The sequence below is a fragment of the Shewanella sp. DC2-4 genome, from assembly GCF_013248875.1.
In the GTDB taxonomy this organism is placed as follows: domain Bacteria; phylum Pseudomonadota; class Gammaproteobacteria; order Enterobacterales; family Shewanellaceae; genus Shewanella; species Shewanella oncorhynchi.
Map to the genome: position 1 here is coordinate 3054657 of NZ_JABRVR010000002.1, position 26782 is coordinate 3081438.

Annotated in this window: 20 protein-coding genes, 1 tRNA gene and 1 pseudogene; 13 read left to right on the forward strand and 9 right to left on the reverse strand. The window is 44.8% G+C overall.

Annotation, left to right across the window (positions count from 1 at the left end; genetic code table 11):
* Positions 1-184: 184 nt before the first annotated feature.
* The 3 genes from HQQ92_RS14080 to nhaD all read left to right on the forward strand — a co-directional run bounded on the left by HQQ92_RS14080 (position 185) and on the right by nhaD (position 4569).
* A complete protein-coding gene (locus HQQ92_RS14080; protein ID WP_105249881.1) occupies positions 185-1204 on the forward strand; it encodes an aspartate carbamoyltransferase in 1020 nt (339 codons plus the stop codon).
* Positions 1205-1230: 26 nt separating this feature from the next.
* Positions 1231-2523 (forward strand): glutamate-1-semialdehyde 2,1-aminomutase, encoded by a 1293-nt coding sequence (gene hemL, locus HQQ92_RS14085; protein WP_105249882.1) that lies wholly within the window; start codon positions 1231-1233, stop codon positions 2521-2523.
* A 798-nt stretch (positions 2524-3321) separates the two neighbouring features.
* Positions 3322-4569 carry a sodium:proton antiporter NhaD gene (gene nhaD / locus HQQ92_RS14090; RefSeq protein ID WP_028760859.1) on the forward strand — a complete coding sequence of 416 codons (1248 nt, stop codon included), beginning with the start codon at positions 3322-3324 and terminating at the stop codon, positions 4567-4569.
* A gap of 107 nt (positions 4570-4676) precedes the next feature.
* Here the strand turns inward: nhaD and HQQ92_RS14095 are convergent, their stop codons facing one another.
* Positions 4677-5762, reverse strand: coding sequence for a general secretion pathway protein GspB (locus tag HQQ92_RS14095; RefSeq protein WP_173246169.1), 1086 nt, complete (start codon positions 5760-5762; stop codon positions 4677-4679).
* The gene (locus HQQ92_RS14100; RefSeq protein ID WP_173246172.1) at positions 5762-7435 is read right to left on the reverse strand and encodes an ExeA family protein; all 1674 of its coding nucleotides are present in this window, start codon (positions 7433-7435) and stop codon (positions 5762-5764) included. Before HQQ92_RS14100 ends, HQQ92_RS14095 begins: the two co-directional genes overlap by 1 nt.
* Before the next feature lie 178 nt (positions 7436-7613).
* Between HQQ92_RS14100 and HQQ92_RS14105 the strand changes: the two genes are divergently transcribed.
* Entirely contained in the window at positions 7614-8864 is a 1251-nt protein-coding gene (locus HQQ92_RS14105; RefSeq protein WP_173246175.1) for a multifunctional CCA addition/repair protein, read from the forward strand.
* A 233-nt stretch (positions 8865-9097) separates the two neighbouring features.
* Positions 9098-9364, forward strand: coding sequence for an Lpp/OprI family alanine-zipper lipoprotein (locus tag HQQ92_RS14110; protein ID WP_006080732.1), 267 nt, complete (start codon positions 9098-9100; stop codon positions 9362-9364).
* Positions 9365-9985: 621 nt separating this feature from the next.
* Here HQQ92_RS14110 and HQQ92_RS14115 read toward each other — a convergent pair.
* The 4 genes and pseudogenes from HQQ92_RS14115 to folB all read right to left on the reverse strand — a co-directional run bounded on the left by HQQ92_RS14115 (position 9986) and on the right by folB (position 12689).
* Positions 9986-10829: pseudogene (locus HQQ92_RS14115) on the reverse strand (putative RNA methyltransferase).
* Positions 10830-10947: 118 nt separating this feature from the next.
* A complete protein-coding gene (locus HQQ92_RS14120; protein WP_173246178.1) occupies positions 10948-11748 on the reverse strand; it encodes an undecaprenyl-diphosphate phosphatase in 801 nt (266 codons plus the stop codon).
* Between the two features lie 18 nt (positions 11749-11766).
* The gene (folK, locus tag HQQ92_RS14125) at positions 11767-12270 is read right to left on the reverse strand and encodes a 2-amino-4-hydroxy-6-hydroxymethyldihydropteridine diphosphokinase (RefSeq protein ID WP_173246181.1); all 504 of its coding nucleotides are present in this window, start codon (positions 12268-12270) and stop codon (positions 11767-11769) included.
* Between the two features lie 68 nt (positions 12271-12338).
* A complete protein-coding gene (gene folB / locus HQQ92_RS14130; RefSeq protein WP_173246184.1) occupies positions 12339-12689 on the reverse strand; it encodes a dihydroneopterin aldolase in 351 nt (116 codons plus the stop codon).
* 268 nt (positions 12690-12957) lie between these two features.
* On the opposite strand from folB, the gene plsY reads away from it, so the two are divergent.
* A complete protein-coding gene (gene plsY, locus HQQ92_RS14135; protein WP_028760867.1) occupies positions 12958-13569 on the forward strand; it encodes a glycerol-3-phosphate 1-O-acyltransferase PlsY in 612 nt (203 codons plus the stop codon).
* Positions 13570-13652: 83 nt separating this feature from the next.
* Here the strand turns inward: plsY and tsaD are convergent, their stop codons facing one another.
* A complete protein-coding gene (gene tsaD / locus HQQ92_RS14140) occupies positions 13653-14669 on the reverse strand; it encodes a tRNA (adenosine(37)-N6)-threonylcarbamoyltransferase complex transferase subunit TsaD (protein ID WP_131523062.1) in 1017 nt (338 codons plus the stop codon).
* Between the two features lie 215 nt (positions 14670-14884).
* Here tsaD and rpsU point away from each other — a divergent pair, with 215 nt between their 5' ends.
* The 5 genes from rpsU (at position 14885) to HQQ92_RS14165 (ending at position 19663) form a co-directional block, all read left to right on the forward strand.
* Positions 14885-15100, forward strand: a complete 216-nt coding sequence (gene rpsU, locus HQQ92_RS14145; protein WP_006080725.1) for a 30S ribosomal protein S21 — start codon at positions 14885-14887, stop codon at positions 15098-15100.
* Positions 15101-15106: 6 nt separating this feature from the next.
* Entirely contained in the window at positions 15107-15550 is a 444-nt protein-coding gene (locus HQQ92_RS14150; RefSeq protein ID WP_028760869.1) for a GatB/YqeY domain-containing protein, read from the forward strand.
* A gap of 83 nt (positions 15551-15633) precedes the next feature.
* Positions 15634-17358 (forward strand): DNA primase, encoded by a 1725-nt coding sequence (gene dnaG, locus HQQ92_RS14155; RefSeq protein ID WP_173246187.1) that lies wholly within the window; start codon positions 15634-15636, stop codon positions 17356-17358.
* A gap of 135 nt (positions 17359-17493) precedes the next feature.
* Complete coding sequence (gene rpoD / locus HQQ92_RS14160) at positions 17494-19332, forward strand: RNA polymerase sigma factor RpoD (protein ID WP_105249892.1); 1839 nt, start codon at positions 17494-17496, stop codon at positions 19330-19332.
* 254 nt (positions 19333-19586) lie between these two features.
* A tRNA-Ile gene (locus HQQ92_RS14165) sits at positions 19587-19663 on the forward strand.
* A gap of 244 nt (positions 19664-19907) precedes the next feature.
* On the opposite strand, the gene HQQ92_RS14170 is transcribed toward HQQ92_RS14165, so the two are convergent.
* Together HQQ92_RS14170 and mak are read right to left on the reverse strand one after the other, a co-directional pair.
* A complete protein-coding gene (locus HQQ92_RS14170) occupies positions 19908-22028 on the reverse strand; it encodes a methyl-accepting chemotaxis protein (protein ID WP_105249900.1) in 2121 nt (706 codons plus the stop codon).
* Positions 22029-22258: 230 nt separating this feature from the next.
* Entirely contained in the window at positions 22259-23155 is an 897-nt protein-coding gene (gene mak / locus HQQ92_RS14175; RefSeq protein ID WP_028760873.1) for a fructokinase, read from the reverse strand.
* 419 nt (positions 23156-23574) lie between these two features.
* Here mak and HQQ92_RS14180 point away from each other — a divergent pair, with 419 nt between their 5' ends.
* Positions 23575-25140 (forward strand): peptide MFS transporter, encoded by a 1566-nt coding sequence (locus tag HQQ92_RS14180; protein WP_105249902.1) that lies wholly within the window; start codon positions 23575-23577, stop codon positions 25138-25140.
* Positions 25141-25674: 534 nt separating this feature from the next.
* A complete protein-coding gene (locus HQQ92_RS14185; RefSeq protein ID WP_028760875.1) occupies positions 25675-26682 on the forward strand; it encodes an LLM class flavin-dependent oxidoreductase in 1008 nt (335 codons plus the stop codon).
* Positions 26683-26782 lie beyond the last annotated feature (100 nt).

Sequence of the window (26782 nt, forward strand, 5' to 3'; positions counted from 1 at the left end):
ACCTGAGACGGCAGATTAAAAGCTTTGGGCTTCATCGCAAAAATCTAACACAGTGGCAATGTGGCTATTTCGTTGCCCCAGCGCTTCTGCTACAATCGCGCCTCAGCCACCCTACATAACATCAGGGCAGATAAGCGCGATAATGCTGCTTAAAATGCCCCCTAGCAAATTGGAAAACAGGCTGATGAATCAGTTCGAAGGATCCCATATCCTCTCCGTAAACCAGTTAGATCTTGACTCAATCCAAACTATTTTTAATGTCGCTAGCCGCATGATGCCCTATGCACTTCGAGAGAAGCGCAATAATGTGCTCGATGGCGCCATTTTAGGTAACCTGTTTTTCGAACCGAGTACCCGTACCCGCGTGAGTTTTGGCTGTGCCTTTAACTTGCTCGGCGGCCATGTACGTGAAACCACAGGCATGGCTTCATCGTCTTTATCTAAAGGTGAATCCCTGTACGATACGGCGCGGGTGTTATCCACCTATTCTGATGTCATTGCCATGCGCCATCCAGACTCTTACTCGGTCAAAGAGTTTGCTGAAGGCAGCCGCGTCCCAGTGATCAACGGCGGCGATGGTTCGAACGAGCATCCGACCCAAGCTTTACTCGATTTATACACTATCCAAAAAGAACTCAAATGTGCTGGCCGCGGTATCGATGGCATGCACATCGCTATGGTCGGCGACTTAAAATTTGGCCGTACTGTACATTCACTGTCGCGTTTACTCTGCATGTATAAAAACATCAGTTTCACACTGATTTCACCCGCTGAATTAGCTATGCCTGATTATGTGATCTCCGACATTGAAAATGCTGGCCATAGCATCAAAATAACCGACCAACTTGAAGGCCATTTAGATCAAGCAGATATTTTGTATCTCACTCGCATTCAAGAAGAACGCTTCCCTTCACAGGAAGAAGCAAATAAGTATCGCGGCAAGTTCCGCTTAAATCGCAGTATTTACACTCAGCATTGCAAATCTAACACTGTCATTATGCACCCGCTTCCAAGGGATTCACGGGCGCAAGCCAATGAGTTAGATAATGATTTAAATAGCCATCCCAATCTTGCTATCTTCAGACAGGCGGATAATGGGCTGTTAATTCGCATGGCTTTGTTTGCATTGACACTCGGCGTTGATAATCAACTCGAAAAATATGAGTGTCCGGTTAATTGGTATTCACGTAAAGCCGATCGCTAATTGGCTACAGACTTTAAGGACTAAACATGACCCGTTCCGAAGCGCTATTTGAACAGGCTAAAAAAACCATCCCCGGCGGCGTTAACTCTCCGGTTCGTGCATTTAATGGTGTAGGCGGTTCGCCCCTGTTTATTGAAAAAGCTAACGGCGCTTATATTTACGATGCCGATGGTAAAGCTTATATAGACTATGTCGGTTCTTGGGGCCCGATGATCCTCGGCCACAACCATCCTAAAATCCGTGCTGCGGTATTAGCAGCGGTAGAAAATGGCTTATCTTTTGGTGCGCCAACTGAGCTTGAAGTGCAAATGGCCGAAAAAGTCATCTCTATGGTGCCTTCTATCGAGCAAGTACGCATGGTGAGTTCAGGTACAGAAGCCACTATGAGTGCTATCCGTTTGGCACGCGGTTTTACCAATCGTGACAAGATCTTAAAATTTGAAGGCTGCTACCACGGCCACGCAGATTGCCTGTTAGTGAAAGCCGGTTCTGGCGCGTTAACGTTAGGTCAACCTAGCTCACCCGGTATTCCTGAAGATTTCGCCAAACACACCTTAACGGCTGTGTATAACGATTTAGATTCAGTTAGAACCCTGTTCGAGCAGTATCCAACTGAGATTTCTTGCATCATCATCGAGCCCGTTGCTGGCAACATGAACTGTATTCCACCTGTCCCTGGTTTCCTTCAAGGTCTGCGTGATATGTGTGATGAGTTTGGCGCGCTGTTGATTATCGATGAAGTGATGACAGGTTTTCGCGTATCACTAAGTGGCGCTCAAGGTTACTACGGCGTCACACCAGACTTAACCACACTCGGTAAAGTGATTGGTGGCGGTATGCCAGTGGGGGCTTTCGGTGGCCGTAAAGATGTGATGCAATTTATCGCTCCTACAGGTCCGGTTTACCAAGCGGGTACGTTATCGGGTAACCCCATTGCGATGTCAGCGGGTCTGGCACAAATGGAAGCCCTGTGTGAAGAAGGTCTATACGAAGCACTGAGCGCGAAAACCAAACGTATTGCAGAAGGCTTTAAAGCGGCTGCGGATAAGCACGGTATTCCAATGGCGATCAACTATGTTGGTGGCATGTTCGGTTTCTTCTTCACGGAACAACCCGAGATCACTCGTTTCGATCAAGTGACCCAATGCAATATCGAACAGTTCCGTATTTTCTACCACGGCATGCTAGATGAAGGTGTTTACTTAGCGCCAAGTGCCTATGAAGCAGGCTTCCTGTCAATGGCCCATGGCGAAGAAGAAATGCGCTTAACCTTAGAAGCGGCTGATCGCGTATTGGCTAGCATGAAAGCGGCAAGTTAAGCCTAAGCTTTAGTATTTAAGCCGTTTAAACATAACAAAGGGACGCCAATGCGTCCCTTTGCTTTTATTAGATTTAGTTAACTTTGTGTCACTTTAATAACGATCAGACTTTTTAGAACCTAAAGCCGATTTAAATATTTTCGCAGCTACCATGAATTGTAAGGTCAAGTGGATATGCTCAATAACGTGCTAAGGCCAACCCATCAAGCCCAGCGCAATAAGTTGCTTACCACAATACGTTAACCAAACGAGTGAGCCTAAAAGCAAAAGACTCCAGATAACAAATGTCATTTTCCTCTACTCCAAAACACAATATCCAGTATTGATACCCAAACAAGCTCAAGACGCAGAATTCTGCAGGACTGAGTGCTAAGAGCACTCTACTTCCTAGCGGGCACTCATTCAAAAGGCAAGCATTAAAAATGCCTGCCTACATAGGCATGACAATTCAGGAATAACGACCTGAATAAAAATTAATTGAAGAATATGCAAACTAACTGCTTAGACTTTAATCGTAGATCTCACTTTTAACGCGGTAATCAAATCAAACAATACAGTTAATAACGCTGCAATAATCACAATAACCAATATATAAAACTAATTAGCAACCCAAAAGCATGAGATAGACATCACAAAGAAGCATTAAATTGAGTTACAGCTAACAGTTGCGTTCTCTAGCCCATTATGTTCTGATCCGCACGCGCTAACACGGCTAGCTTAATTTAGCCTTGATATGCCCAATCTTTAGGTTGACTCAAGTCGCCCTACGACATCAAAACAGCAGTTGGAATTGCAGTTATGTTAAATACCTTTCTCATCTTACTGGCCGTGCTCGCATTGCTCAGTATTATTTTCGAAGAAGTGACCCACCTTAATAAAGCAAAAACCACCTTATTCTTTGGTTGTATCTCTTGGGTAGCGCTGTTTATGGCTGCAGGGGAACCAGCTAATGAGAAAATCGTTGCCCATCAGCTCAATGAAAATTTGCTCGAGATTGCCACACTTTGGCTCTTTCTGATGTCGACCATGACCTTCGTAGCATATTTGAATGCTAAGGGTATGATCCAAATCATGGTGCAAAAGCTGTTTCCGCAGAAAGTATCAGTGCGTATGTTAATGATCCAAGTCGCCCTATTTGCACTCGTGCTCTCAGCATTTTGTGATAACGTCACCGCGACTTTAGTGTCTTTAGGTTTATTAACCACCTTTAAACTCGACAAGCAAATGCGCCGTAGAATGGCAGTGTTGATTATCTTCGCGGTGAACTCAGGCGGTGTAGCCCTGATCACTGGCGATGTGACGACACTGATGATCTTCTTAGCTGGACATGTGCATATGTCTGAACTGCTGATGTTATTTATCCCATCGGCCGTGAGCGTGATTTTACTGGCAACTCTGTTCTCACTCAAAGCCGAAGGTGTTGTGAGCACGACGCCAATCAAACATACTTATCAAACCGTTGATGTATTGATTGCCCTCGTCTTCTTCTGCACCATTTTAATGACCATGCTACTCAACATATTGTTTGGTATCCCGCCAGTGTTAACCTTCTTAACGGGTCTATCAATTATGTTCCTGATTGGCCATACCACGCGCAGTGATAAAGAAGAAATCAAGATCCTAGAGTATATTCGCCAAGTTGAATACGACACTCTGTTGTTCTTCTTAGGTATTTTACTGCTCGTTGGTATGCTTAAAGAAATTGGCACCTTAGACATGTTGACTGAAGCTTATACTCAGTTTAATCCAAACATCTCTAACTTCGTCACTGGTATGGGCTCAGCCTTAATTGATAACGTACCGCTAACAGCGGCATTGTTAAAAGCCAATCCAGTGCTGAGTACTCCTGAATGGCTTGGCTTGACTTACAGCGTCGGAGTCGGTGGTTCACTGCTGATTATCGGTTCAGCATCAGGTATTGTAGCCATGAGTAAAGTGAAAGAACTGACTTTTGTGAGTTACTTGAAATATGTTCCTGCACTTTTCCTCTGCTACAGCGTCGGTTACGCACTGACCCTATTCTTAGCCAACAGACTGTTTGATTAAGTTGAGATTAGCTGAGATCAAAAAAGGCGCCTAGTGCGCCTTTTTTATCAACTACTTATTCATTGTTACCACAAATAACCGCTAGCATGACTTATCGTAATACCTGATTAGATTGCGGGCACCTTAAACTGGGTTCCTTGAATATCTAACACTATGTCCCTTGGACGAATAGAGATGATTTTCAGCTTACCAGCAATCATATCCCCTTCTTGTAACTCAGCACCGTCTACATTCAGCCATCTCTGGGCAGGGTCGCTGGAATAAACATGAGCAACGATATTAAATTCAGGCACTTGTAATTGCAGACCTGCGGGTAATTGGCCGTATTTCGGAATTTCATCCACAGCAGTTTTGGGGATCGGATCTAATTTAGCTTCAGTGACATTCGTCTCTGCAGCATTAACATATTCCACATCCTTTAATGCATTTTGAAAGGAAGCCACTAACTTATCTTCATCGCGACTTTTATTGGTCTCTAAACCGACATCTTCCGCCGCGGCACTGACTTGCTGACGCAGGGCTTCAAGACTCGCTAGACCCGACTCATTGGCATTAGCGCCTAACATCATAGGCTGCTGTGCTTGCGTCTCTGCTGGCACAACCGCTTCCTGACTTGCCGCATCGACTTGGGCTGACGTCGACATATAATCTGCGTAGCTTGAATCACTAAAACCCGAATTGCTATCACTTTGAGCCGGCATGCCAACAGAATTGGTCGTTATATTCGCGCTAGCATTCATTTGAGGCGCATTTGATACTACAGTCTCAGCCTGAAATTGCGGCGATACCGTTAGCTCGGGTAAAGTCTGCGTCCGAGGAAGCGCTACTTTCCCAGCAAGCCGAACACCTGAAGCAGCACTGGGCTCAACTTGGAGCTCAGAGGCAGATCCAACCGAGTTAGACTGAAGCTCATTTTTAATCCCAGTCGAAGCTGGCAATGATGACGTTGATGGCAGTACGTTAGCCACTGCCACAGTATCACTTTGGGGAAGTCGAGTTTTATCCCAAACGCTTAATCCCCAAGCCACACCAATTCCTGCGGCAACTGCAACGACTAATATAGACAGTTTTCCTATCGGCACACCCGATTTACGAGGCTGTGGATAATTCGCCCTTGGCGTCATCACAGCATCAGGTAACGGTGATTGTTGCTGTTGTTTATTGCGGGTTACGGCATCGAGTAAAATGGACATCAGCTGCGCGCCCCATCATCAGTTAACCTTGGGCCTTGCTGACTTAAATACAAATTTAATCTCACTAATGTTTGATTCCCTGCAATACCATCGGCTTTTAATCCATGCTGACTTTGGAAGGTTTTAAGATCATTTTCCAATTGCACATCAAATTGATTAACCCGACGGGGGCTACGACCATTCACATGGGCTAACGCATTCTCTAACCACTGTAATTGACCAGGACTCGATTTTTGACTGATATCCATCATAGGCAAATTAGGTGCTTGCCATAATATTTCGAAGGTGCCACTGAAATGTTGATTAAACCAAGCTCTATCAACCCAAAGTTGTTGCTCACCCAGTTGCATCAGTAATTGTTCCCCCTCTACCGCAAGCACTGCACCATAAAAATCTTGTTGCTTGTCATCAACCAAATACACGACAGCCGGATAATTAAGCCGAGTCAGTGACATCCAGTTACCCTGCTGTTGATAGCAAGCTAATCCTTGCTCAACCGCCGATTGGCAAGCCGTCAAGCCTTTATAGGGCACTTTGCCCCACACGCTAAATAAACCTGCAAAAGCAGTATCGATATTGCGACTCTGATTAATCGCCTCGTTTAACAGACGCTGATTGGGATCGGGAATGGAAGTCTGACCGCTTGGTTGATTAGTCGGTTTTACTGACTTATCAGCGATGTCTTCCCCGCCCAAGGTTTGAGCATTTAATGACGCCACATTAATTGGCACAGACTCAGAAACCAAATTGGACGCTGGCGCCGTATTGACTGACTTATCAGTAAATAACCAATAAGACACACCAAACGCAACACATAACGCCGCAGCGGTTGCTGTCGGCCACAGATATCTATTTTGAGTCGGTTCTTCTTCACCTAATACTTCAGCCGCAGCTTGCCGCACCATATGATGATCTATGGGCACCCGCGATTGTGCATAGCCTGCCATCAGTGAACGTTCACATAAGAGGTTAATTAATCGAGGAATGCCGCCACTGTATTTCTGCAAAACGTTAACGGCTTTACGGGTGAATAAAGGCTCAAACCGCCCTGCCACTTGCAAACGATGCAGCACATAGAGGGCGATTTCATCTTCATTGAGCGGCAATAAATGATAACGAGCCGTGATCCGCTGGGCTAACTGACGCAATTCTTGGCGCTTCAATAACAGCTGTAATTCCGGCTGACCGATTAAAATCACCTGCAGTAACTTCTTAGTGTCCGTCTCCAAATTAGTCAGAAGACGCAATTGCTCCAGCACCTCAGGACGTAAATGCTGTGCTTCATCGATAATGAGCACGGTATTACGACCTTTGCTGTGATTCGCCAATAAAAAACGGCTCAAGTGATCAGTCAATTGCTTGAGTGTAGGATTATCGCCGTAGGAAATCTTAAGCTCATCACAAAGCGTTGCGAGTAATTCAAGCTCAGTTAACGACGGATTAAGGATAAAAGCAGTATCGGTATTGTCGGGCAATTGCCCAAGTAAACAGCGAGATACTGTTGTTTTACCCGTGCCGACTTCCCCTGTTAACAACACAAAACCGCCCGTTTCCCCTAACCCATAGGTTAAATGGGCTAACGCCTCTCTGTGCCTATCACTCAGAAACAAATAATGGGGATTGGGTGCAATTGAAAAAGGGTTATCGCTGAGTCCGTAAAAGGCCTTGTACATACCACCAATCATCCTAATTTAAAAATAACGCCCCACGTTAAAGCGTCCTAATGTTATTGTCAAAATATCTGCAACATCAATGTGACAGATAAGTGCGCAAATATCTCGCAACGACTTTATCCATCATCTTAATGAGCGTGATAAGCTATGTTCATGACACATTAGCCGAATCTTGCCTGTGAAAATATATCTCGTCGGCGGTGCTGTACGTGACAGCCTGCTCAATCTTCCCATTAAAGATAAAGATTACCTCGTCGTTGGAGCAACACCAGAACAAATGCTGCAACAGGGTTACCGCCAAGTGGGTAAAGATTTCCCCGTATTTCTACACCCTAAAAATCAACAAGAATATGCTTTAGCCCGAACCGAACGAAAAATTGGTCTGGGTTATGGTGGTTTTAGTTGCCACGCCAGCCCTGATGTGACTTTAGAACAAGATTTGTTGCGCCGAGATCTAACCATCAATGCCATCGCCCAAGATGAAAAGGGCAACTTATATGATCCTTTTAATGGTATTGAGGATATTAACGCGCGCCTGTTACGCCATGTGTCGGATGCTTTCGTTGAAGATCCACTGCGAGTGTTACGCGTTGCCCGTTTTGCCGCAAGGTTTCATGCCTTAGGATTTCAAATTGCCGCAGAAACCCTGGCACTGATGCGTCAAATTAGCGCAAGCGATGAGCTTAGCGCTTTAACGGCGGAGCGAGTTTGGCAAGAAGTTGATAAAAGTTTAGGCGGACCTCACCCAGAAGTCTTTTTTGAGGTACTGCACCAATGTGGCGCACTCGAAGTCCTGTTCCCTGAAATTCACGCCTTATTTGGCATACCTCAACCTGAAAAATGGCATCCTGAAATAGATACTGGCGTGCATACCTTAATGGTGCTCGCTCAAGCTGCACTGCTCACTGAGGATAAAAGCGTTCGGTTTGCCGCCCTAGTGCATGATTTGGGTAAAGCTCTGAGTCCAAAAGAGCATTTACCAAAGCATCACGGCCACGGCCAAAAAGGCTTGCCACTCATAAAAGCACTCTGTACCCGTTTACGAGTACCGAATGAGGCACGCGATCTGGCGTTACTCGTCAGCGACCAACATCAGAACGTCCATCAGGCATTCGAGCTCAGAGCCGAAACTATCGTTAAAATATTCGATAAAGCTGACTTTTGGCGTAAACCAGAGCGCTTAACGCAACTTATATTAGCTTGCACCGCAGATATGCGTGGCCGCACAGGATTTGAAAACATCCCATATCCTCAGGGAGAGTATTTAACTCAGTGCTTCACTGTCGCCAATAATGTCGATATTGCCGCCATCATTGCCACTGGTTTCCAAGGTGCAGAGATAAAACAAGCCTTAAATTTACATCGAGTTGAAGCCGTCAGTCAGTTTAAACAAAAAATGCAAACAAAACTGCCGATGGACAACCAGTAATTTGTAAAAGATTTGTAAGTCGTGCATCACTGCATGGTGAATAATGCCCCTTTTTACGATTAGAAATGTCGATATCACATAGAAAAAAAGCTTTTAAAAAAAATTTATATGCCTATAGTGGTTAAACACATTAATATTCGTAGCAAATTAAAATAGCTATGTCATAATTAGGCAGTTTCGCTTACAAAGTAACGAAACATTCAAATCCAACCTATTTTAAGGGATTTTTTACAATGAACAAAAAAGTACTGATGATTGCTGGTTTAGCAATGACTGCCCTACTAGGTGGTTGCGCGAACACTACTGCTCTGGAAGAAAGCGTTGCAACTCTGGGCAACAAAGTTGATCAATTGTCAGCTGATGTTGGTTCTCTGAAATCAGAGCAAAGCAAACTGTCTGCAGACGTTAAAGATGCAAAAGCAGCATCTATGGACGCACAAGCAGAAGCTAAACGCGCAAACGACCGTTTAGACAACGTTGCTTCTCGTTACAAGAAGTAATGAAAGGTAATTTAGCTTACTATTTAGTAAGTTAAGACAAAAGGCTTAAGAAAGATGAAAGCGATAAGCACATCAATCTAAGCCTTTTTTTATACCTGCAATTCAAGATTGCCATGCAAAGAATAGCGAATGCTGCAATACAAAATCGCTAAATTGGTTTTAAACTTCCAAAGGCATGTTAAAGGCGATTCGCCTACCTCCCCCTAAAAGTTAGCCTTGGCATACTTCTGTATAAACGAGTGCTATTCCTCTTTTAAATAAAGTCGCGTTATTAATCTAAACTTCTCGTTTGCATTTTTAAGCATCCCTAACAATCAGCCTCATCTATCATAAAAAATGTATTTATGGGAAGTGAAAGCTATTAATTTAAAGCACAGCTATAGATAAAAAAATCGAGGCTATATGGGAAACAAAGGCAATAAGAAGGTTGTATTTGTCACTGAACAAATAGGCCTAAAGTTAAAAACAATAACACCTCCAGCCTATCCAACATAAAAATAACATAAAAACGTCAAACAGAATCATAGACTTGAGTAATATAGCCTTTTAAAACATCAAAAAACCATCTAACTAAGCCTATGAATTGTCTTAAAATTAACCGCATCGACTGCAAGTTTTAACCTATAGCGATTCACTCACGCGTTTATGTGCTAAGACTAATACATAGTCAATTTCTAGCGACTCAAAATGATTAGCTTGAATATCGTGTTTCATCTTGTCAGTTGCACGCCACGCATAGGGTGCCATATCCAATAACGTTAATGCCTGTTCACCTGTAACTGATAAAGTAAAGCGCAGTGACTGAGTTTCTTTTACCAATAATGCTGAGGGTAAATTCACTTGGAAAGGTTTTTCAGCCAAGTCGGAATAAATATATTCTCTAAGTTGCCATAGATGTCGTGGCCCAGACATAACCAGTAACATGGTCCCATCGTCTTTCAATACCCTGACAGACTCCTTTCCCTTTAACGGCCTATCAATAACAGTAATAAAATCCACACAATTATCAGCAAAGGGTAATTTTTTTAGAAGAGCTTAAACACAAGATCCCAGGAGTCTGCGCTTTTGCTGCAGCAAAAATAGCATTTTCTGCGTCCGCTACACCCACGTACTGGACGTTTCGCGGATTTTCGACCTCTGCCAACTTGGAAGCTAAAGCACGCAAATAGAAGCCCTCAGCGCATTCATAATCCAATAAACAAGCGTCAGGCTTGATAGAGCCCGTGATTAACTCAGCCAGTTTATCGATTAAAGGCGAAAAGATGCCTGATTCGAGAAGAAAACGCTTAGCCCTAACTTGCTCGCGCGAATCCCCTGTCGGCTTTTGGCGTTGTGGTTTAGTAAAAACCCAATACCCTTGCTCATTCCGATCAAAGTGATGCTTATTTGCACAATAAAAACCTTGTGAGGCTTTGTGTTGTTTTAACGTAAGTCCGCAGGTTGGACACTGATATTCGAGACCCATATAAAGCTCCAAAAATAAGTTAAGCTTCAGAAAAATGAGGAAGCTCCAAAAACAAAAATCGGGTACTTGACCCGATTCTATTATTCATAATTTCACTATAATGACTAAGCTGGAATGACTACAAAAAAATAAATCCACACAGCACAGCACCCAGTGCCAAACGGTAAATAACAAACGGGGTCATTCCCATGCGGCTGATGATTTTCAAGAAATAATGAATACATGCATAAGCTGCAACAAAGGAAATCAAAGTGCCTAAGATCAATGCTTGATAATCAATTGGCAGCGCGCTTTCCGCCAAATCTTTACCCACTAAAATTGCCGCGCCTAAGCTCACAGGCACTGACATTAAGAATGAAAAGCGAGCCGCAGCATCTCGACTCAAACCTAGCATTAGCGCCGCGGTCATAGTGGCACCAGAACGTGAAGTTCCAGGGATTAAAGCAAGCGCCTGCGCGAAACCAATTAACAAGGCTTTGCGCCATCCAGTCTGATAGATGGTTAAATCGCGGCGCGACATCTTATCTGCCCACCACAGCAATAAACCAAAAACGACTGTCGTGACCGCGATAACCTCTGTATTACGCAGGTGAGTTGCAATAAAATCCTTAGCCATAAAACCAAAAAATACAGCGGGTAACGTCGCCAGAATAATCCACCATGCCAGCTTGCTGTCTTCGGATTGCTGACCTTTAAAAATGCTTGCAACCCAAGCATTAAACATAGTCCATAACTCGTGTCTAAAATAAATCACCACAGCAAATAACGACCCCGTATTCACCGCCACGTCGAATGACAAACCTTGATCTTCCCAGCCTAAAAGCTGAGCAGGCAGAATTAAGTGGGCAGAACTAGAAATAGGTAAAAACTCAGTTAGCCCTTGAATAAGCGCTAAAATAATGACCTGAAACGTATCCATGACAATCCTATCAATAAATTAAAACGTCAGCCCTTGGGGCCATTCAAACATCACAGGCCAAAGCCGCTGTGACTCTTTATCATACTCTTGCCACAAACTGGCATAGCTTTTATCAACCACGGGATGAATCAATTCCGGCGCTAACTCGGCTAATGGCCATAGCACAAAGGCATTATTAACTATCTCTGCACGGGGGAGCGTAACGGGCGTTTCACATACCACATGGTCATAAAGCAGCAGGTCTAAATCTAAAGTTCTTGGGCTAAATTTCTTCGCCCCGACAAGCCGGCCGTGATTCTGCTCGATTTGCTTAAACTGCGCAACTACCGCAGCAATATTAAGGTCAGTTTCAGCACTAACAACCATATTCAGAAAGTTAGTGCCACTAAAACCTACCGCTTCACTTTCATACATGGATGAGAGACGCAGCGGCCCAAAACACGCTCGCAGTGATATTAATCCCGCTTGCAAATGCTGTTCAGGCTCGATATTACTACCTAGACTGATATAAATACGTGCCATGCAATGTCCGATTTATCTGAAGATAAACATGATTTCTTAATCAACAGTAGAGTTGATCAAACTCTTATCTAACGTGAACGCTCTATCTCAACGCCAACCGATGCGGCAGTAGCGACTGCCCCCGGCTTCATCACGACAACTTTCACCCAAGTCACGTTAAATTCTTGAAGTAAGCAATCCGCTACGCGCTCGGCAACCGTTTCGATTAACTCGATTGGATACTCAGTAATAAGTTCTGTTAATCGATTGGAAACTGTCTCATAGCAAAGCGCATATTGATAATCGTCTGTCGCGGCGGCAGGTTTGTTATCCCACGCCATATCTAAATCTAGCAACAGGCTCTGATGGATTGTCTTTTCCCACTCGTAGACACCAATCACAGTATCAACGCGTAATTGCCGTATAAGTACTTTATCCATGCTTTCTCCAACTAACTTACTACTATGAGGTCTGATAAGCTAAAAGCGATCCTAGCTGTATAATCCGCAATCTTCTGACAGATAACTAATTTGCTTTCTACTCGAGCCAATCCACAGTAGGATAACGCCCTAAAAGGATTTGCTCATTCAGAAAATATCTCAACCTCAAATGGGCGAGTTATTCCACAAACCTATAGCGGGATTGACAACTGAGTCAGCTTTTTAAATTGTTGCGCGATAATACCTTAAGACGCGTAAGGAAACCAATGTGAGTCCATTAACACTGACACTTTTGATGATTTTGGCCGCCTATTTGGCTGGTTCAATCTCGAGTGCTGTGCTGGTTTGTAGAATGAGGGGTTTACCCGATCCAAGATTACAGGGTTCAGGTAATCCGGGAGCTACCAATGTACTGCGAATTGGCGGCGCGAGTTCGGCTGCCATGGTGTTGTTTTTCGACATGCTCAAAGGCGCCCTGCCATCTTATTTAGCCTATCTGATGGGCATAGATGCAGTCTCACTCGGACTTATCGCTATCGCCGCCTGCCTTGGGCATATTTATCCCGTATTTTTTGGATTTAAGGGGGGGAAAGGTGTCGCAACAGCTTTTGGTGCTATGGCTCCCATTGGCGATGATTTAGCCATTTGCTTAATGGCATCTTGGATTGTTCTACTCTTAATTAGCCGCTACTCGTCCCTTGCAGCCATTCTGACGGCATTGCTTGCACCACTTTATACTTGGTGGTTAGACGACAGATTTACCATTCCCGTTGCCATGCTATCGACGCTTATCATTATTCGTCATAAAGACAATATCCAACGGCTACTTAAAGGTGAAGAGTCCAAAGTTTCACGTAAAAAAACACCTAAAAAATCTTAATGTGACAACATTATTCCAATAAAAAACTGCGCTATAAGCGCAGTTTTTTTGTCTCAACATAACCTATCAACATCAAAGGCGTTTTATGCCACAGGTGGCAAGGTATCTAACGGCCATCTTGGCTGACCTTTTACCGCCAAATCTTCGTGTTGCCCCGCTTTTAAACGCTGCAATCCTGCAAAGGCAATCATAGCGCCGTTATCGGTACAAAACTCACCACGGGGATAAAACACTTGTCCACCAAGCGAGCTCATCATTTCGGCCAAGGTTTCTCTTAAGCGCGTATTCGCACTCACGCCACCGGCGATCACTAAGCGGTTATAGCCTGTTTGCTTCAGTGCACGGCGACATTTAATCGCTAGCGTATCAACCACAGCTTCTTCAAAAGCACGCGCAATATTGGCACGAGTCTGTTCATCGTCAGGTTCGGCAGCAATGGTATTAGCGGTAAAGGTTTTTAGACCCGAAAAGCTAAAATCGAGTCCAGGTCTATCGGTCATAGGCCGCGGAAACTTATACCCTGCAGGTAAACCTTTAGCAGCAAGCTTTGCTAAACGCGGACCGCCGGGATAATCCAGCCCCATTAACTTCGCTGTTTTATCAAACGCTTCACCCGCAGCATCATCAACAGACTCGCCTAATACTTCATAGCGGCCAATCCCGTCGACTTTAACCAACATAGAATGGCCACCAGAGACCAATAAGGCCACAAATGGGAACTCGGGCGCGTCATCTTCAAGCATAGGCGCCAGTAGATGTCCTTCCATATGATGCACACCAATGGCAGGCTTGTCCCAAGCAAATGCCAGAGACCGCCCCACACAGGCGCCAACAAGCAAAGCACCAATCAAACCTGGGCCCTTGGTATAGGCAATCCCATCGAGATCAGCAATTTCAGTATTCGCATCTTTCAGCGCTTGACGAATAAGCGGCACAATTTTACGCACATGGTCACGTGACGCCAACTCAGGCACCACACCACCATAGTCAGCATGCAGCTTAACCTGACTGTATAAAGTATGAGATAATAAGCCCAGTTCATCGTCATAGACGGCGATACCTGTCTCGTCACAGGATGTTTCAATACCTAAAACCCGCATGGTGTCTCATCAATTGCTAACTAAAGGGCGCCAATTCTACCTGCAAGCGCTCAATTACTCCAGTCACGCAGGCCATATTGAGTCCACTATAGGACTGAGCTCAGTTTTAGGGCTTTACAAGCCTAGGTGTCTCGGTATAAAATTCCGCACCATTTTAAATAGACTTGGTTCGAGCAATTGAACCAGAACAACCTACACCTAAGGGGTGATGGCGTATGCCAATTATTAAAGTACGTGAAAACGAACCATTCGACGTAGCTCTGCGTCGTTTCAAGCGCTCTTGTGAAAAAGCTGGTATTTTAGCCGACGTGCGTGCTCGTGAATTCTACGAGAAGCCAACTACTGCACGTAAGCGCGCAAAAGCAGCTGCAGTTAAACGTTTAGCTAAGAAGCTTTCTCGCGAAAACGCACGTCGCGTACGTTTATATTAATCTCATATGAGCCTAATTGATCAGCTAAAAGACCATATGAAACAGGCCATGATCGCCAAAGAGAAGGCGCGCTTGAGCACTATTCGTATGGCATTAGCCGCCATCAAGCAGATTGAAGTGGATACACGCGAATCTCTGACTGATGAACAGGTTATAGCGGTCTTAACCAAAATGGTGAAACAACGTCGTGACTCGATTGCTCAATTTGAAGCAGCGGGTCGTAACGAGTTGGCCGACGTGGAAGCAGCAGAGATTCAAGTTATTGAAGCTTTCCTGCCTACCCCTCTTACAGAGGCGGAAATCGCGGCGCTCATCGATGCAACTATTGTAGAAGTAGGTGCATCCGCCATGGCGGATATGGGCAAAGTAATGGGAGCATTGAAATCTAAAGTGCAAGGACGTGCAGACATGGGCGCTATCGGCGCTATGATCCGTGCTAAATTGCAATAATTAGCGTTTCACTGTATGAACAAGCCGTGCCTATGCGCGGCTTGTTTGTTTAAATTCGCGCAAGGCGGGATTTTAAGCACTCAATGGCAATACCTCGTGATTTTATCAATGAGCTAATCGCTCGCACTGACATAGTCGAACTTATCGATCGTAAAGTGCCCTTGAAAAAGGCGGGTAAGAACTACTCGGCCTGTTGTCCTTTTCATAGCGAAAAATCACCTTCGTTTACCGTCAGCCGTGATAAACAGTTCTATCATTGCTTTGGCTGCGGTGCTCACGGCAACGCCATCGATTTTGTGATGGAGTATGACCGACTCGATTTTATTGATGCCATTGAAGATTTGGCGGGCCAGCTTGGATTAGAGGTTCCCAGAGAACAAGGCACAGGCAAGCGACATGATGACGGTTTAAGTCGTGACTTATATCAACTCATGGAAGAAGCAAGCCTTTACTTTCAAAACCAACTTAGACAACACCAAGATAAACAAAAAGTTATCGATTATCTTGCCTATCGCGGTTTATCCGATGATGTAGTAGAACATTTTGGTATTGGCTTTGCGCCAGACGGTTGGGATGGCTTATTGGGCCGCTATCGTCAGAATCAAGATGCACAGGATAAGTTACTGACTGCAGGTATGTTAATTAGCAACGACAGTGGGAAACGTTACGACAGATTTCGTGACCGCCTCATGTTTCCTATCCGCGACAGGCGCGGACGAGTCATTGGTTTTGGTGGCAGAGTTTTAGGTGATGGCACACCCAAATACTTGAATTCTCCAGAAACGCCCATATTTCATAAGGGCAATGAGCTTTATGGTCTCTATGAACTAAAGCAGCGCTATCGCGATCCAGACAAAGTACTGATCGTTGAAGGCTATATGGATGTGGTGGCATTGGCGCAATTTGGCGTCGATTATGCTGTCGCATCATTAGGCACCTCGACCACAGCAGAGCAATTTCAGCTTTTGCTGCGCAGCGCTAAAGAAGTGATTTGCTGTTACGACGGCGACAGAGCAGGTACTGAAGCGGCATGGCGCGCCTTAGAAACGGCATTGCCATTATTAAAGCCGGGCGATCAAGTGCGATTTATGTTCCTGCCTCAGGCCGAAGATCCTGATTCTATGGTACGTAAAATTGGTAAAGATGCATTTGAAACCTTAATGGACTCTGCCATTGCACTACCCGAGTTTCTGTTTGATACGTTAGCGACAAAATACGGTACAGATAAAGGCAACTTAGCGAAACAAGCTTTTATCTTAATTGAAAAAATTCAAGACACTGTGCTGCAAAATTTACTACTTGAGAACTTAGCTCACAAGTTAGGAATGAACAGCTCTGAAGATATGAAAAAGAAGCTAGGCTTTAGCGTGAAACAAGCTAAACCAATGGCAAGTAAAGGATTAAAAGGACGCGGAACACCATTGCGACTCGCCATCGCACTGTTAGTACAACATCCTAAACTGGGTATGGGTTTACCCCCACAACCCGCACTCGCCCACTTGCAGATGCCAGGCATAGAATTGCTGCCACTGTTATTGGAGATGACTCGAGAGCAAACGTTAAACAGCGCACAACTACTTGAACAATTCCGAGAGCACCCCTACAGCGGCACTCTCCATAAATTGGCCCAATGGGACCATCAAGTGGCGGATGAAAACTTGCTCGAAAAGTTTAAACAAACCCTAGTTTGGTTGAACAATCAATATATTGAACAACGATATCAGGAATTGAGTCTAAAACAGACTCATACAAAAGAAGAGAAGATACAGCTCTCGAAGCTGATCTCAGTCATGAAAGGGTTAAACTGAGGCAAAAATGTCCTCATTCGCTGCCCCAGTGACTAGCACAGATATGTGCACACGGCTATAATTGACGATTTGCGCGGCACTTGGCTTATGCTAAGTGTCCGTCGTTGTAACAGTTTCCCAACTTGGATGATATCTATGGATCATACTCCGCAGTCGCAACTTAAGCTGTTGCTTGCCAAAGGTAAAGAGCAAGGTTACTTAACCTATGCAGAAGTGAACGATCACTTACCTGCAGACATGGTCGATTCTGACCAGATCGAAGATATTATCCAGATGATAAATGACATGGGTATCCGGGTGTTCGAAGAAGCCCCCGATGCCGATGACATGATGATGTCGGAAGACAACACAGACGAAGATGCAGCAGAAGAAGCCGCCGCAGCACTGGCAACAGTAGAAAGCGAACTTGGCCGCACAACCGATCCCGTACGCATGTACATGCGTGAAATGGGTACCGTTGAGCTTCTGACCCGCGAAGGCGAAATTGTTATCGCCAAACGCATCGAAGAAGGCATCAACACAGTTCAAAGTTCAGTCGCCGAATACCCACAAGCGATCGCTATGATCCTTGAGCAATTCGACCAATTTGAAGCCGACGAACTGCGCTTATCTGATATTATCTCTGGATTTGTAAACCCGGACGAAGATGACGTCGCCCCGACCGCCACTCACATCGGCTCAGAATTATCTGAAGAAGAGCTGGACGATGAAGATGACGAAGAAGATGACGATGACAGCGAAGATGAAGAAGAAGGCAACAAAGGGCCTGATCCTGAAGAAGCTCGTGAAAGATTCGGTCAACTCAGAGCCGCTTACGAAAGCGCACTGAAAATTATCGAAGCTAAGGGCCGTGAACACCCTGAATCGGTAAAAGCCCTCTTCGAAATCGGCGAAATCTTCAAAGAATTCCGCTTAGTGCCTAAGCAGTTTGACCGTTTAGTCAAAAGCATGCGCACTATGATGGACCGCGTGCGTGTTCAAGAACGTTTAGTATTAAAACTGTGCGTTGAACAAGCCAAAATGCCGAAGAAAAACTTCGTCAAATTCTTCACTGGCAACGAAACCAACCTCGATTGGTTCAACACTGAGAAAGCCTCAACGAAACCTTATGCCGAAGGCCTAAGAATGGTTGAAGATGACGTCATTCGTTGTCGTACCAAGCTTGCAGCAGTTGAAGAAGAAACCGGCTTAGCAATTTCTGCTATAAAAGACATCAACCGTCGTATGTCAATCGGTGAAGCCAAAGCTCGCCGTGCGAAGAAAGAAATGGTTGAAGCCAACTTACGTCTGGTAATTTCTATCGCGAAGAAATACACCAACCGTGGTCTGCAATTCTTGGACTTAATCCAAGAAGGTAACATTGGCTTAATGAAAGCCGTGGATAAATTCGAATACCGTCGTGGTTACAAATTTTCGACCTATGCAACTTGGTGGATCCGTCAGGCGATTACCCGTTCTATCGCCGACCAAGCGCGCACGATTCGTATTCCAGTACACATGATCGAAACGATCAACAAGCTGAACCGTATCTCTCGCCAAATGCTACAGGAAATGGGCCGCGAGCCTTCACCTGAAGAACTGGCTGAGCGTATGATGATGCCGGAAGATAAGATCCGTAAGGTACTGAAAATAGCTAAAGAACCTATCTCCATGGAAACCCCAATCGGTGACGATGAAGATTCGCATTTAGGTGATTTTATCGAGGATACAACCCTCGAATTACCACTGGATTCTGCGACCAGCGAAAGCTTGAAAAACGCCACTCACGAAGTGTTAGCAGGTCTAACCGCCCGTGAAGCGAAAGTACTGCGTATGCGTTTTGGTATCGATATGAACACTGACCACACACTTGAAGAAGTGGGTAAACAGTTCGACGTGACCCGTGAACGTATTCGTCAGATTGAAGCTAAGGCACTGCGCAAACTGCGTCACCCTTCACGCTCAGAAATCTTAAAATCGTTCCTAGATGAATAGGCTGTTACAAGCCTAAAGTCAGCTAAGATGGATTAAAGCCCTGCCCATGCAGGGCTTTTTATTGTCTTTATCACCTCAATTTATGCACAAGCACAACATCGAAGCCTTAAATTTAGGCGACAATAGCATTTAAGTTGATTAACAGATAACCAATTGAATCAGTTGCGTGAATTTCCAGCCAAAACACGGGTGACAAGCGTAAGTAAGCTTAGTATACTTCCTCCCGCTTCAGGTAATGACGATTACCTTAAGTCGGCCCCTTAGCTCAGTTGGTTAGAGCACACGACTCATAATCGTTAGGTCCACGGTTCAAGTCCGTGAGGGGCCACCACCCGATTCAACGAAAAAGCCCATTGATTCAATGGGCTTTTTTGTATCTAAAAAACTGTTCTCCGCTAGTTATCACACAATATCCGTGTATTTACACATTCCCCTCGCTGAACTGTTTTAAATTTTTAGCCTATTCGATGTTATTTAAATATCCATAAAAATAGGCTCTTTGATAAGTGTTAAGCAGCAACACAATCAAAGAGCCTATTTAAAATCAATGAGCTAATTCCACAAATATCTGAGTGCTAGGTTTTTAACTTGCCTAACTGCTCATGTTGCTGCTTCACTAAGTTTGCTAAAACTACACTGCTTTGCTGTGCTTCACCCGCAAGACGCGCAAGTTCAGAAGCCGAATCAGAAATGCCTGTAATATTGCGATTAACCTCTTCAGTCACCGCGCTCTGCTCTTCTGCTGCTGCCGCGATATGGGTCACTTGGCCAGAAATTTCTTCAATCTGACTCACCATAGAGTTCAATGAGTTCAGCGCTTGCTCAGTTTGAGATACGGCCATTTGTGCCCGTTCCGCGCCTTTATCTATGATGCCAGAAGCACTTTGAACTTCTTTTTGCAGTGCATCGATAAGAGTACTAATATCATTCGTCGAGCTTTGAGTCTTAGATGCCAGCGCACGAACTTCGTCAGCCACCACAGCAAAACCCCGTCCTTGTTCACCCGCCCTCGCCGCCTCAATCGCCGCATTTAATGCCAGCAGGTTTGTTTGTGCGGCAATGGAGCTGATCACCTCAAGAATACGACTAATATTCATACTGCTGTCTGCGACTTTACTCACGGCCAGCTTAGCTTCCATTGACTCTTTAGACATAGTCGCCACAAAGCCCATCGCCTTAGTCAGACTTTCTTCACTGTGACGAATGTTGCGTGACATAGCTTCTGTTTCTGCAGCGGTTTGCTCAGACGCCTTAGCAACCTCAAGTGCGGTGGCACTCATTTGGTTTACGGCCGTTACCACACTCTCAATTTCACCATATTGACGATTGACACTATCACGCGTGAGCTGGGCAATTTTCGCTGAAGCTTGGCTTTCTTCCTGAGAACGACTCGCGAGGGTTTTAAGCTCGGCAATCAGGTTTTTCAGTTTATAAATAAAGGAGTTGAAACCTTTTGCTAACGCAATCAACTCTGCATGGGAGTCCACTTCTATCGATTGCGTTAAATCGCCATCAGCGCTTGCCAAGTGTTCTACACGGCCTTGGATCATCTTTAAGGGTGAAATAATGCTACGGATCACTAGGCTAATCGTAATCACAGCAGCAATCGACACGACAACACCGACCATGAGCAACAAACTTCCCAAGGAAGTTGCCATTTCATCCATGTCATTATTTAACACAATCGAACTCTTGTACGCCTGCGCAGTCGGCACTTGGATCACTAAGGACCACTCGGCATTCGCTAAAGGGATCTTTATTGGGTAGGCTACAATAATTTCATCATCGTTAACCATGTAACCAGAGTTCTTGTGTAACGAGATAATTTGTGAGGCAATAGCTGGATTTATTGACTCAGCTAAAGGACGAGCCTTTTTACTGTAATGACTTGCTGCAACCACTAAACCGCGGGTACTCAATAAAGTTACTTTCGCTTGCCCATCGTAGAGGCTCTTAGATAACTTATCGATAAGGGTTTGAAAAACGGGTAAGTTTAAATCAACACCGACCACACCGATAAACTGTTTACGCTTAAGCACAGGAACAGTTAGCGAGGTCATTAATGCTTTATTACCGGGAGTGATTTCGTATAAATACGGCTCCATTAGACAGGGCTTTAAGGTTTCTTTACCGCATAAATACCATTCTGCATCACGGATCCCAAATTCATTTAGGCTAGTAAGGTATTTTTCTGACGAATCTTCAACCTGTTGATGTGCAACAGTGCCATTGTCATCACGGGTATAGTAAACCTCTAGGGCACCTGATGTCGTGACACTGTGGCTGGAATTAATATTCAGAAACTCAGTATCGAGCCCATCATAACCATTAGGTTCAAACTGGGCATACATGGAGGAAACTTGCGCATTCTTCTTAAGCACAGCCGCCACAGTGAGTTCTAAACGATCACGCTTTAAGGGAAGTTCTTCTGCCGTACTCTCCACCATACCGGCAAAAGAGTAAGGAATACGATAGGCTTCGTTAATAAATCCAGCGACCATTTCGCCATATTCACCGGCGCGGGCTTCGAGTTTATCCCGCGTTTCAGTTTGTAGGGTATTTTGAACTTGATCCGATAATTGCGCGTTTTGAGCCGACAGTGTCCACCATAAACTGATAGATAAAATAGCCACTATCGATAAAAATAATGCTGATGTAATCCACAACAACTTAGTACTGATGGACAAATGCTTCATCTAGTAAACTCCCAAGAGAACGACAATAGCGTAATTATTTTGATCTACTTTATTTTTATACTTTCTATACAGCATTAAAAATAGCACTTAGGGTAAGAATTACCAGTACTTAAGATAAAGAGTTGTCAATGAAATGTAAAACTTTTGAATGACTAAATCAAAAAAAGGCCAAATTCAAATAAATGAATTCAGCCTTTAATATCAAACACTATTCTTGATTGAGTCTAGGATTAGCGTCCCCACAACCAAGCGGCGCCACGCACCCCCGATGAAGCACCATAATAATTTTTAACAACGGGTGTGTGGCACTCTCGGCCAACCACATAGAGCGGCAAAATTTTCGGTAATTCGGTATAAATAGCATCGATGTTAGACACGCCGCCGCCAAGGACGATAACATCAGGATCCATCATATTGATCACATGGGCCAATGAACGGGCTAAACGATCAATAAAGCGGTTAAATGCTTGAGTTGCCAGCGGATCTCCCGCTTGCATCATTTGGGCAATTTCAATACCGCTGTCAGCAACACCGCCCGCAGCGCGAAAGTCGCGAACAAAACCCGTTCCAGATATAAACGTTTCGATACAGTCTCTATTACCACAAAAACACGTCGTGGTATTAAATTCATCGGCTTTCATCCACGGTAAAGGATTATGACCCCACTCACCACCAATACCATTGCCACCATCATGTACTTGGCCTTTGATGGCGATACCAGCACCACATCCCGTTCCAATAATGGCACCAAATACAACTGACTTTCCTGCGGCAGCGCCATCTACCGCTTCTGATACGGCAAAACAGTTCGCATCATTAGCAATTTTTACTTTACGATTTAATCGAGTCCCCAGATCCACATCGAGTGGATGACCATTGATCCAAGTTGAATTAGCGTTTTTTACTAGGCCAGTAAAAGGAGAAACAACCCCAGGAATACCTATTCCGATAGTGGCGGTTTGCTGCAGGCTGTCTTCGACTTCAGTTACCAATGCAACCAAAGCATTGACTGTCGCAACATATTCTCTCGGTGTCGGGATGCGTTTACGAAAGACTTCGTTACCATCGCTATCTAATGCGACTACCTCGATTTTTGTGCCACCAAGATCGATACCAATTCGTAACATTCATATACTCCGTTTAAATATATTTAACGCAAAGCGGTGCATTAACAACCTGATGCATATCTGCAACTGTAGAGACGCTGCTAAGTAGAACTTTTCGTTTTAAAGTGATCTACATTAGAATTTCCAAGCGCACTATGCCTGCTGGACAAACAGCAATCAACCTCAATGTATTTAAATACACCATAGCGCATACCCGCACATGCCATTATCTGCTTATCCGATAGTACTGCGAATGTTCCTTGATTTATCCGCAGCAGAAAAACTTGGATAGAACTGTCCCCGCTTAAATCCACCTTAAAATTGATAAGGTCATTTGTAACAAAGTCTGTTTTTGCCTATGTCTGCCATTGGTTTGAATTGGTTATCGCCTTATACTTTTGAGCTCAAATATTAAAACAACAATGTTGGAAGCAAGCGATATGACTATTGGGACTGCTCCGGTAAGTAAAACACATTCATTTATGACTGTGTCTCTTATCGAATTATGGGAACGCTTTGGTTATTACGGCATGCAAGCGCTGATTGTGTACTTTATGGTGCAGCGCCTTGGCTTTGATGACTCACGTGCAAACTTAGTATGGAGTGCCTGTGCGGCACTTATTTATGTATCACCGGCGATTGGTGGCTGGGTTGGGGATAAAATCCTCGGCACCAAACGCACTATGCTGCTCGGTGCGGGGATCCTCTCTCTGGGTTATGCGCTAATGGCCGTACCCACTGAAAATACGTGGTTTATGTTTTCAGCGCTCGGCGTGATTGTGGTCGGTAACGGCCTATTCAAGCCGAATGCGGGTAACTTAGTCCGTAAGATTTACGAAGGTGACGACTCTAAAATCGACAGTGCTTTTACCATCTATTACATGGCGGTAAACGTGGGATCGACCTTCTCTATGTTACTCACGCCTTGGATTAAAGATTACGTTAACGCCCAGTATGGTAACGAATTTGGCTGGCACGCAGCCTTTGCCGTGTGCTGTGTCGGTATATTGGTGGGGTTAGGTAACTATGCACTCATGCGTAAGAGTCTAGTCCATTACGGTTCTGAGCCAGATACTCGCCCAGTGAACAAGAAAAACCTCGCGATTGTATTGGGTCTATCCGCATTGTCGGTTGTCGCTTCAGCCATTATTCTTGAATACGAAGCTGTTGCGCGCGTCTTCGTTTATGCAGCAGGCGTAGCCGTATTGGCAATCTTCTTCCACTTGATCCGCACCAGCGAAACCAGTGAAAGAGCTGGACTGATTGCAGCGCTGATCCTTACCGTGCAAACCGTGTTCTTCTTTATTTTCTATCAACAAATGTCAACGTCACTCGCGCTGTTTGCCCTGCGTAACGTGGATTGGGATTTTCAAGTTTTTGGTACCCACTTGTGGACTTGGTCACCTGCCCAGTTCCAAGCATTAAATCCATTATGGATTATGGTATTAAGTCCAGTACTCGCATGGAGCTATTCGTGGGCTGGACGCAATGATAAAGACTTTTCTATCGCGGCGAAGTTTGCCCTCGGTTTTGCCGTTGTGGCAATTGGCTTCTTTATCTATGGCTTTGCGGGCCAATTTGCAGTCAATGGTAAAACCTCTTCATGGATCATGATCTGGGGCTATGCCTCTTACTCTTTAGGGGAATTGCTGGTGAGTGGTCTTGGACTTGCCATGATTGCTCGCTACGTACCTGCACGTATGGGCGGCTTTATGATGGGTGCCTATTTCGTCGCATCAGGTATTTCACAGTATCTGGGCGGTGTGGTTGCTAACTTCGCCAGTGTCCCCAAGGATTTAGTCGACCCACTGCAAACCTTACCCGTATACACAAGTCTGTTTAATAAACTAGGTATAGCCGCTGTGGTCTGTACCTTTATCGCACTTGCGGTATTACCTCTGATGCGTCGCCTGACTGAGACTCACCATTCACATAACAATGCTGCTGATGATGATATTAGTGAAAGTGCTGCGGCATCGCTACGGGATGTGAAAGCCGAGCAGTAATGCTCGACTGACAATAGCGATTTTTCTATTGCATAACATTAACTGCCGATAGCCCTGCTATCGGTAGTTTTTTTATCACTTCATTCAACATCGTTTATACCCTTATATTGCTACTCATAACCAAATGAGCTTTAGCGAAAGTCATGCAATCCTACTGTGACTGGCTTAGCGCTGAGTTGCTGAGAATAAGAACTTCAGTTCCACATTATCGGCCCTCACACGCGGATGACTTCAGCCCCTCAATTTGTTACAAAGCAAGTATGAACTCGGACGCACTCGATTTAATAGCGCTGCTCAAGTGCAAACTCAAATTGACATAACTAATGAAATAACGAAGGGTAAAGAGTTAGCCGTTCAAGCTTGAGAAGCACGGAACTTAGCCCCATATCAATATCACTGAATACCTTTATTCATCAAGACTGAGCCGTTAACGCTTTTTCTTAGCAATGAGCCTAGCAATGCAACAAACAATACGCTAACACAGTTAGCACCTCTTGTTGTCGCTAGCAAAAACGGCAGTCACTTGGAGACACTATGTCACAGCAGACATCAATATTGGCCGATATTCCCTTCTCGCTATTGGAACTCGCGCCCATGCGCCAAGGCTCAAGCGTGGGTGAAACACTGCACAGCAGTTTGCAGTATGCCAAGGAAGCCGACAGACTCGGCTTTAATCGTTTTTGGTTTGCCGAACACCATAATATGCCCGGTATCGCTAGCGCGGCGACCTCGGTATTAATTGGCTATATTGCTGGCAATACTCAGCGTATTCGCGTCGGCGCGGGTGGGATTATGCTGCCAAACCATGCGCCTTTAGTGGTCGCCGAACAGTTCGGTACCCTTGAAAGCTTATATCCTGGTCGAATCGATTTAGGACTGGGCCGCGCGCCCGGCAGCGATCAAATTACCAGCCGAGCACTGAACCGTGATACCAGTCGCGCCGAACAATTCCCCGAAGAAGTCAGTGAATTACAAACCTTACTCGGCCCTTACAATGGTCGCCATGCGGTGCGAGCGATTCCCGGAGAAGGCACTAATGTGCCGATTTGGTTATTGGGATCGAGTCTCTTTAGCGCACAGTTAGCGGCGCAGCGCGGTTTACCCTATGTGTTTGCGGGCCACTTTGCACCACGCTTTCTCTACGATGCGATTGAAATCTATCGCCGCGACTTTAAACCTTCTCAAGTGCTTGATAAACCCTATGTGATGCTTGGCTTACCGTTAGTTGCCGCCGATACAGATGAAGAGGCGCAATATTTGGGAACGACCTCAAAACAGCGCGTGCTGGCACTTATCCGTGGTCACGAGTTATGGCTAAAGCCACCGGTTGACACTATGGATGGCTTATGGAGTGCGCAAGAAGAAACCTATGTCGATAATTTCTTAGGTTTATCAGTTACTGGTGGCCCAGCGACGATTAAGCATCGTTTGGAAATGATCGTAAAAGAACTCGGCGTGAATGAGTTTATCTTTACCAACGACTTGTATGATCTTGATAAACGCAAAAAAGCGCTGCAGATCCTAATGGAGATTAAAAAATAGCGATTCATTTAACTGATGAGTGCTGAAAGTCACTGGCAGTAAAAACAGCCAACTCCAAAACAATCGCCCCAATAAAAATCCCGCCGAAGCGGGATTTTTA

Coding starts and splice junctions, on each gene's coding strand:
- tsaD (WP_131523062.1), bottom strand. CDS start 14,669: ATGCGGGTTTTAGGTATTGAAACATCCTGTGACGAGACAGGTATCGCC.
- folK (WP_173246181.1), bottom strand. CDS start 12,270: ATGGCACGTATTTATATCAGTCTAGGTAGTAATATCGAGCCTGAACAG.
- HQQ92_RS14120 (WP_173246178.1), bottom strand. CDS start 11,748: ATGGATACGTTTCAGGTCATTATTTTAGCGCTTATTCAAGGGCTAACT.
- HQQ92_RS14100 (WP_173246172.1), bottom strand. CDS start 7,435: ATGTACAAGGCCTTTTACGGACTCAGCGATAACCCTTTTTCAATTGCA.
- HQQ92_RS14185 (WP_028760875.1), top strand. CDS start 25,675: ATGTCACAGCAGACATCAATATTGGCCGATATTCCCTTCTCGCTATTG.
- HQQ92_RS14095 (WP_173246169.1), bottom strand. CDS start 5,762: ATGTCCATTTTACTCGATGCCGTAACCCGCAATAAACAACAGCAACAA.
- rpsU (WP_006080725.1), top strand. CDS start 14,885: ATGCCAATTATTAAAGTACGTGAAAACGAACCATTCGACGTAGCTCTG.
- rpoD (WP_105249892.1), top strand. CDS start 17,494: ATGGATCATACTCCGCAGTCGCAACTTAAGCTGTTGCTTGCCAAAGGT.
- HQQ92_RS14110 (WP_006080732.1), top strand. CDS start 9,098: ATGAACAAAAAAGTACTGATGATTGCTGGTTTAGCAATGACTGCCCTA.
- mak (WP_028760873.1), bottom strand. CDS start 23,155: ATGTTACGAATTGGTATCGATCTTGGTGGCACAAAAATCGAGGTAGTC.
- HQQ92_RS14180 (WP_105249902.1), top strand. CDS start 23,575: ATGACTATTGGGACTGCTCCGGTAAGTAAAACACATTCATTTATGACT.
- HQQ92_RS14080 (WP_105249881.1), top strand. CDS start 185: ATGAATCAGTTCGAAGGATCCCATATCCTCTCCGTAAACCAGTTAGAT.
- HQQ92_RS14170 (WP_105249900.1), bottom strand. CDS start 22,028: ATGAAGCATTTGTCCATCAGTACTAAGTTGTTGTGGATTACATCAGCA.
- HQQ92_RS14150 (WP_028760869.1), top strand. CDS start 15,107: ATGAGCCTAATTGATCAGCTAAAAGACCATATGAAACAGGCCATGATC.
- nhaD (WP_028760859.1), top strand. CDS start 3,322: ATGTTAAATACCTTTCTCATCTTACTGGCCGTGCTCGCATTGCTCAGT.
- dnaG (WP_173246187.1), top strand. CDS start 15,634: ATGGCAATACCTCGTGATTTTATCAATGAGCTAATCGCTCGCACTGAC.
- hemL (WP_105249882.1), top strand. CDS start 1,231: ATGACCCGTTCCGAAGCGCTATTTGAACAGGCTAAAAAAACCATCCCC.
- folB (WP_173246184.1), bottom strand. CDS start 12,689: ATGGATAAAGTACTTATACGGCAATTACGCGTTGATACTGTGATTGGT.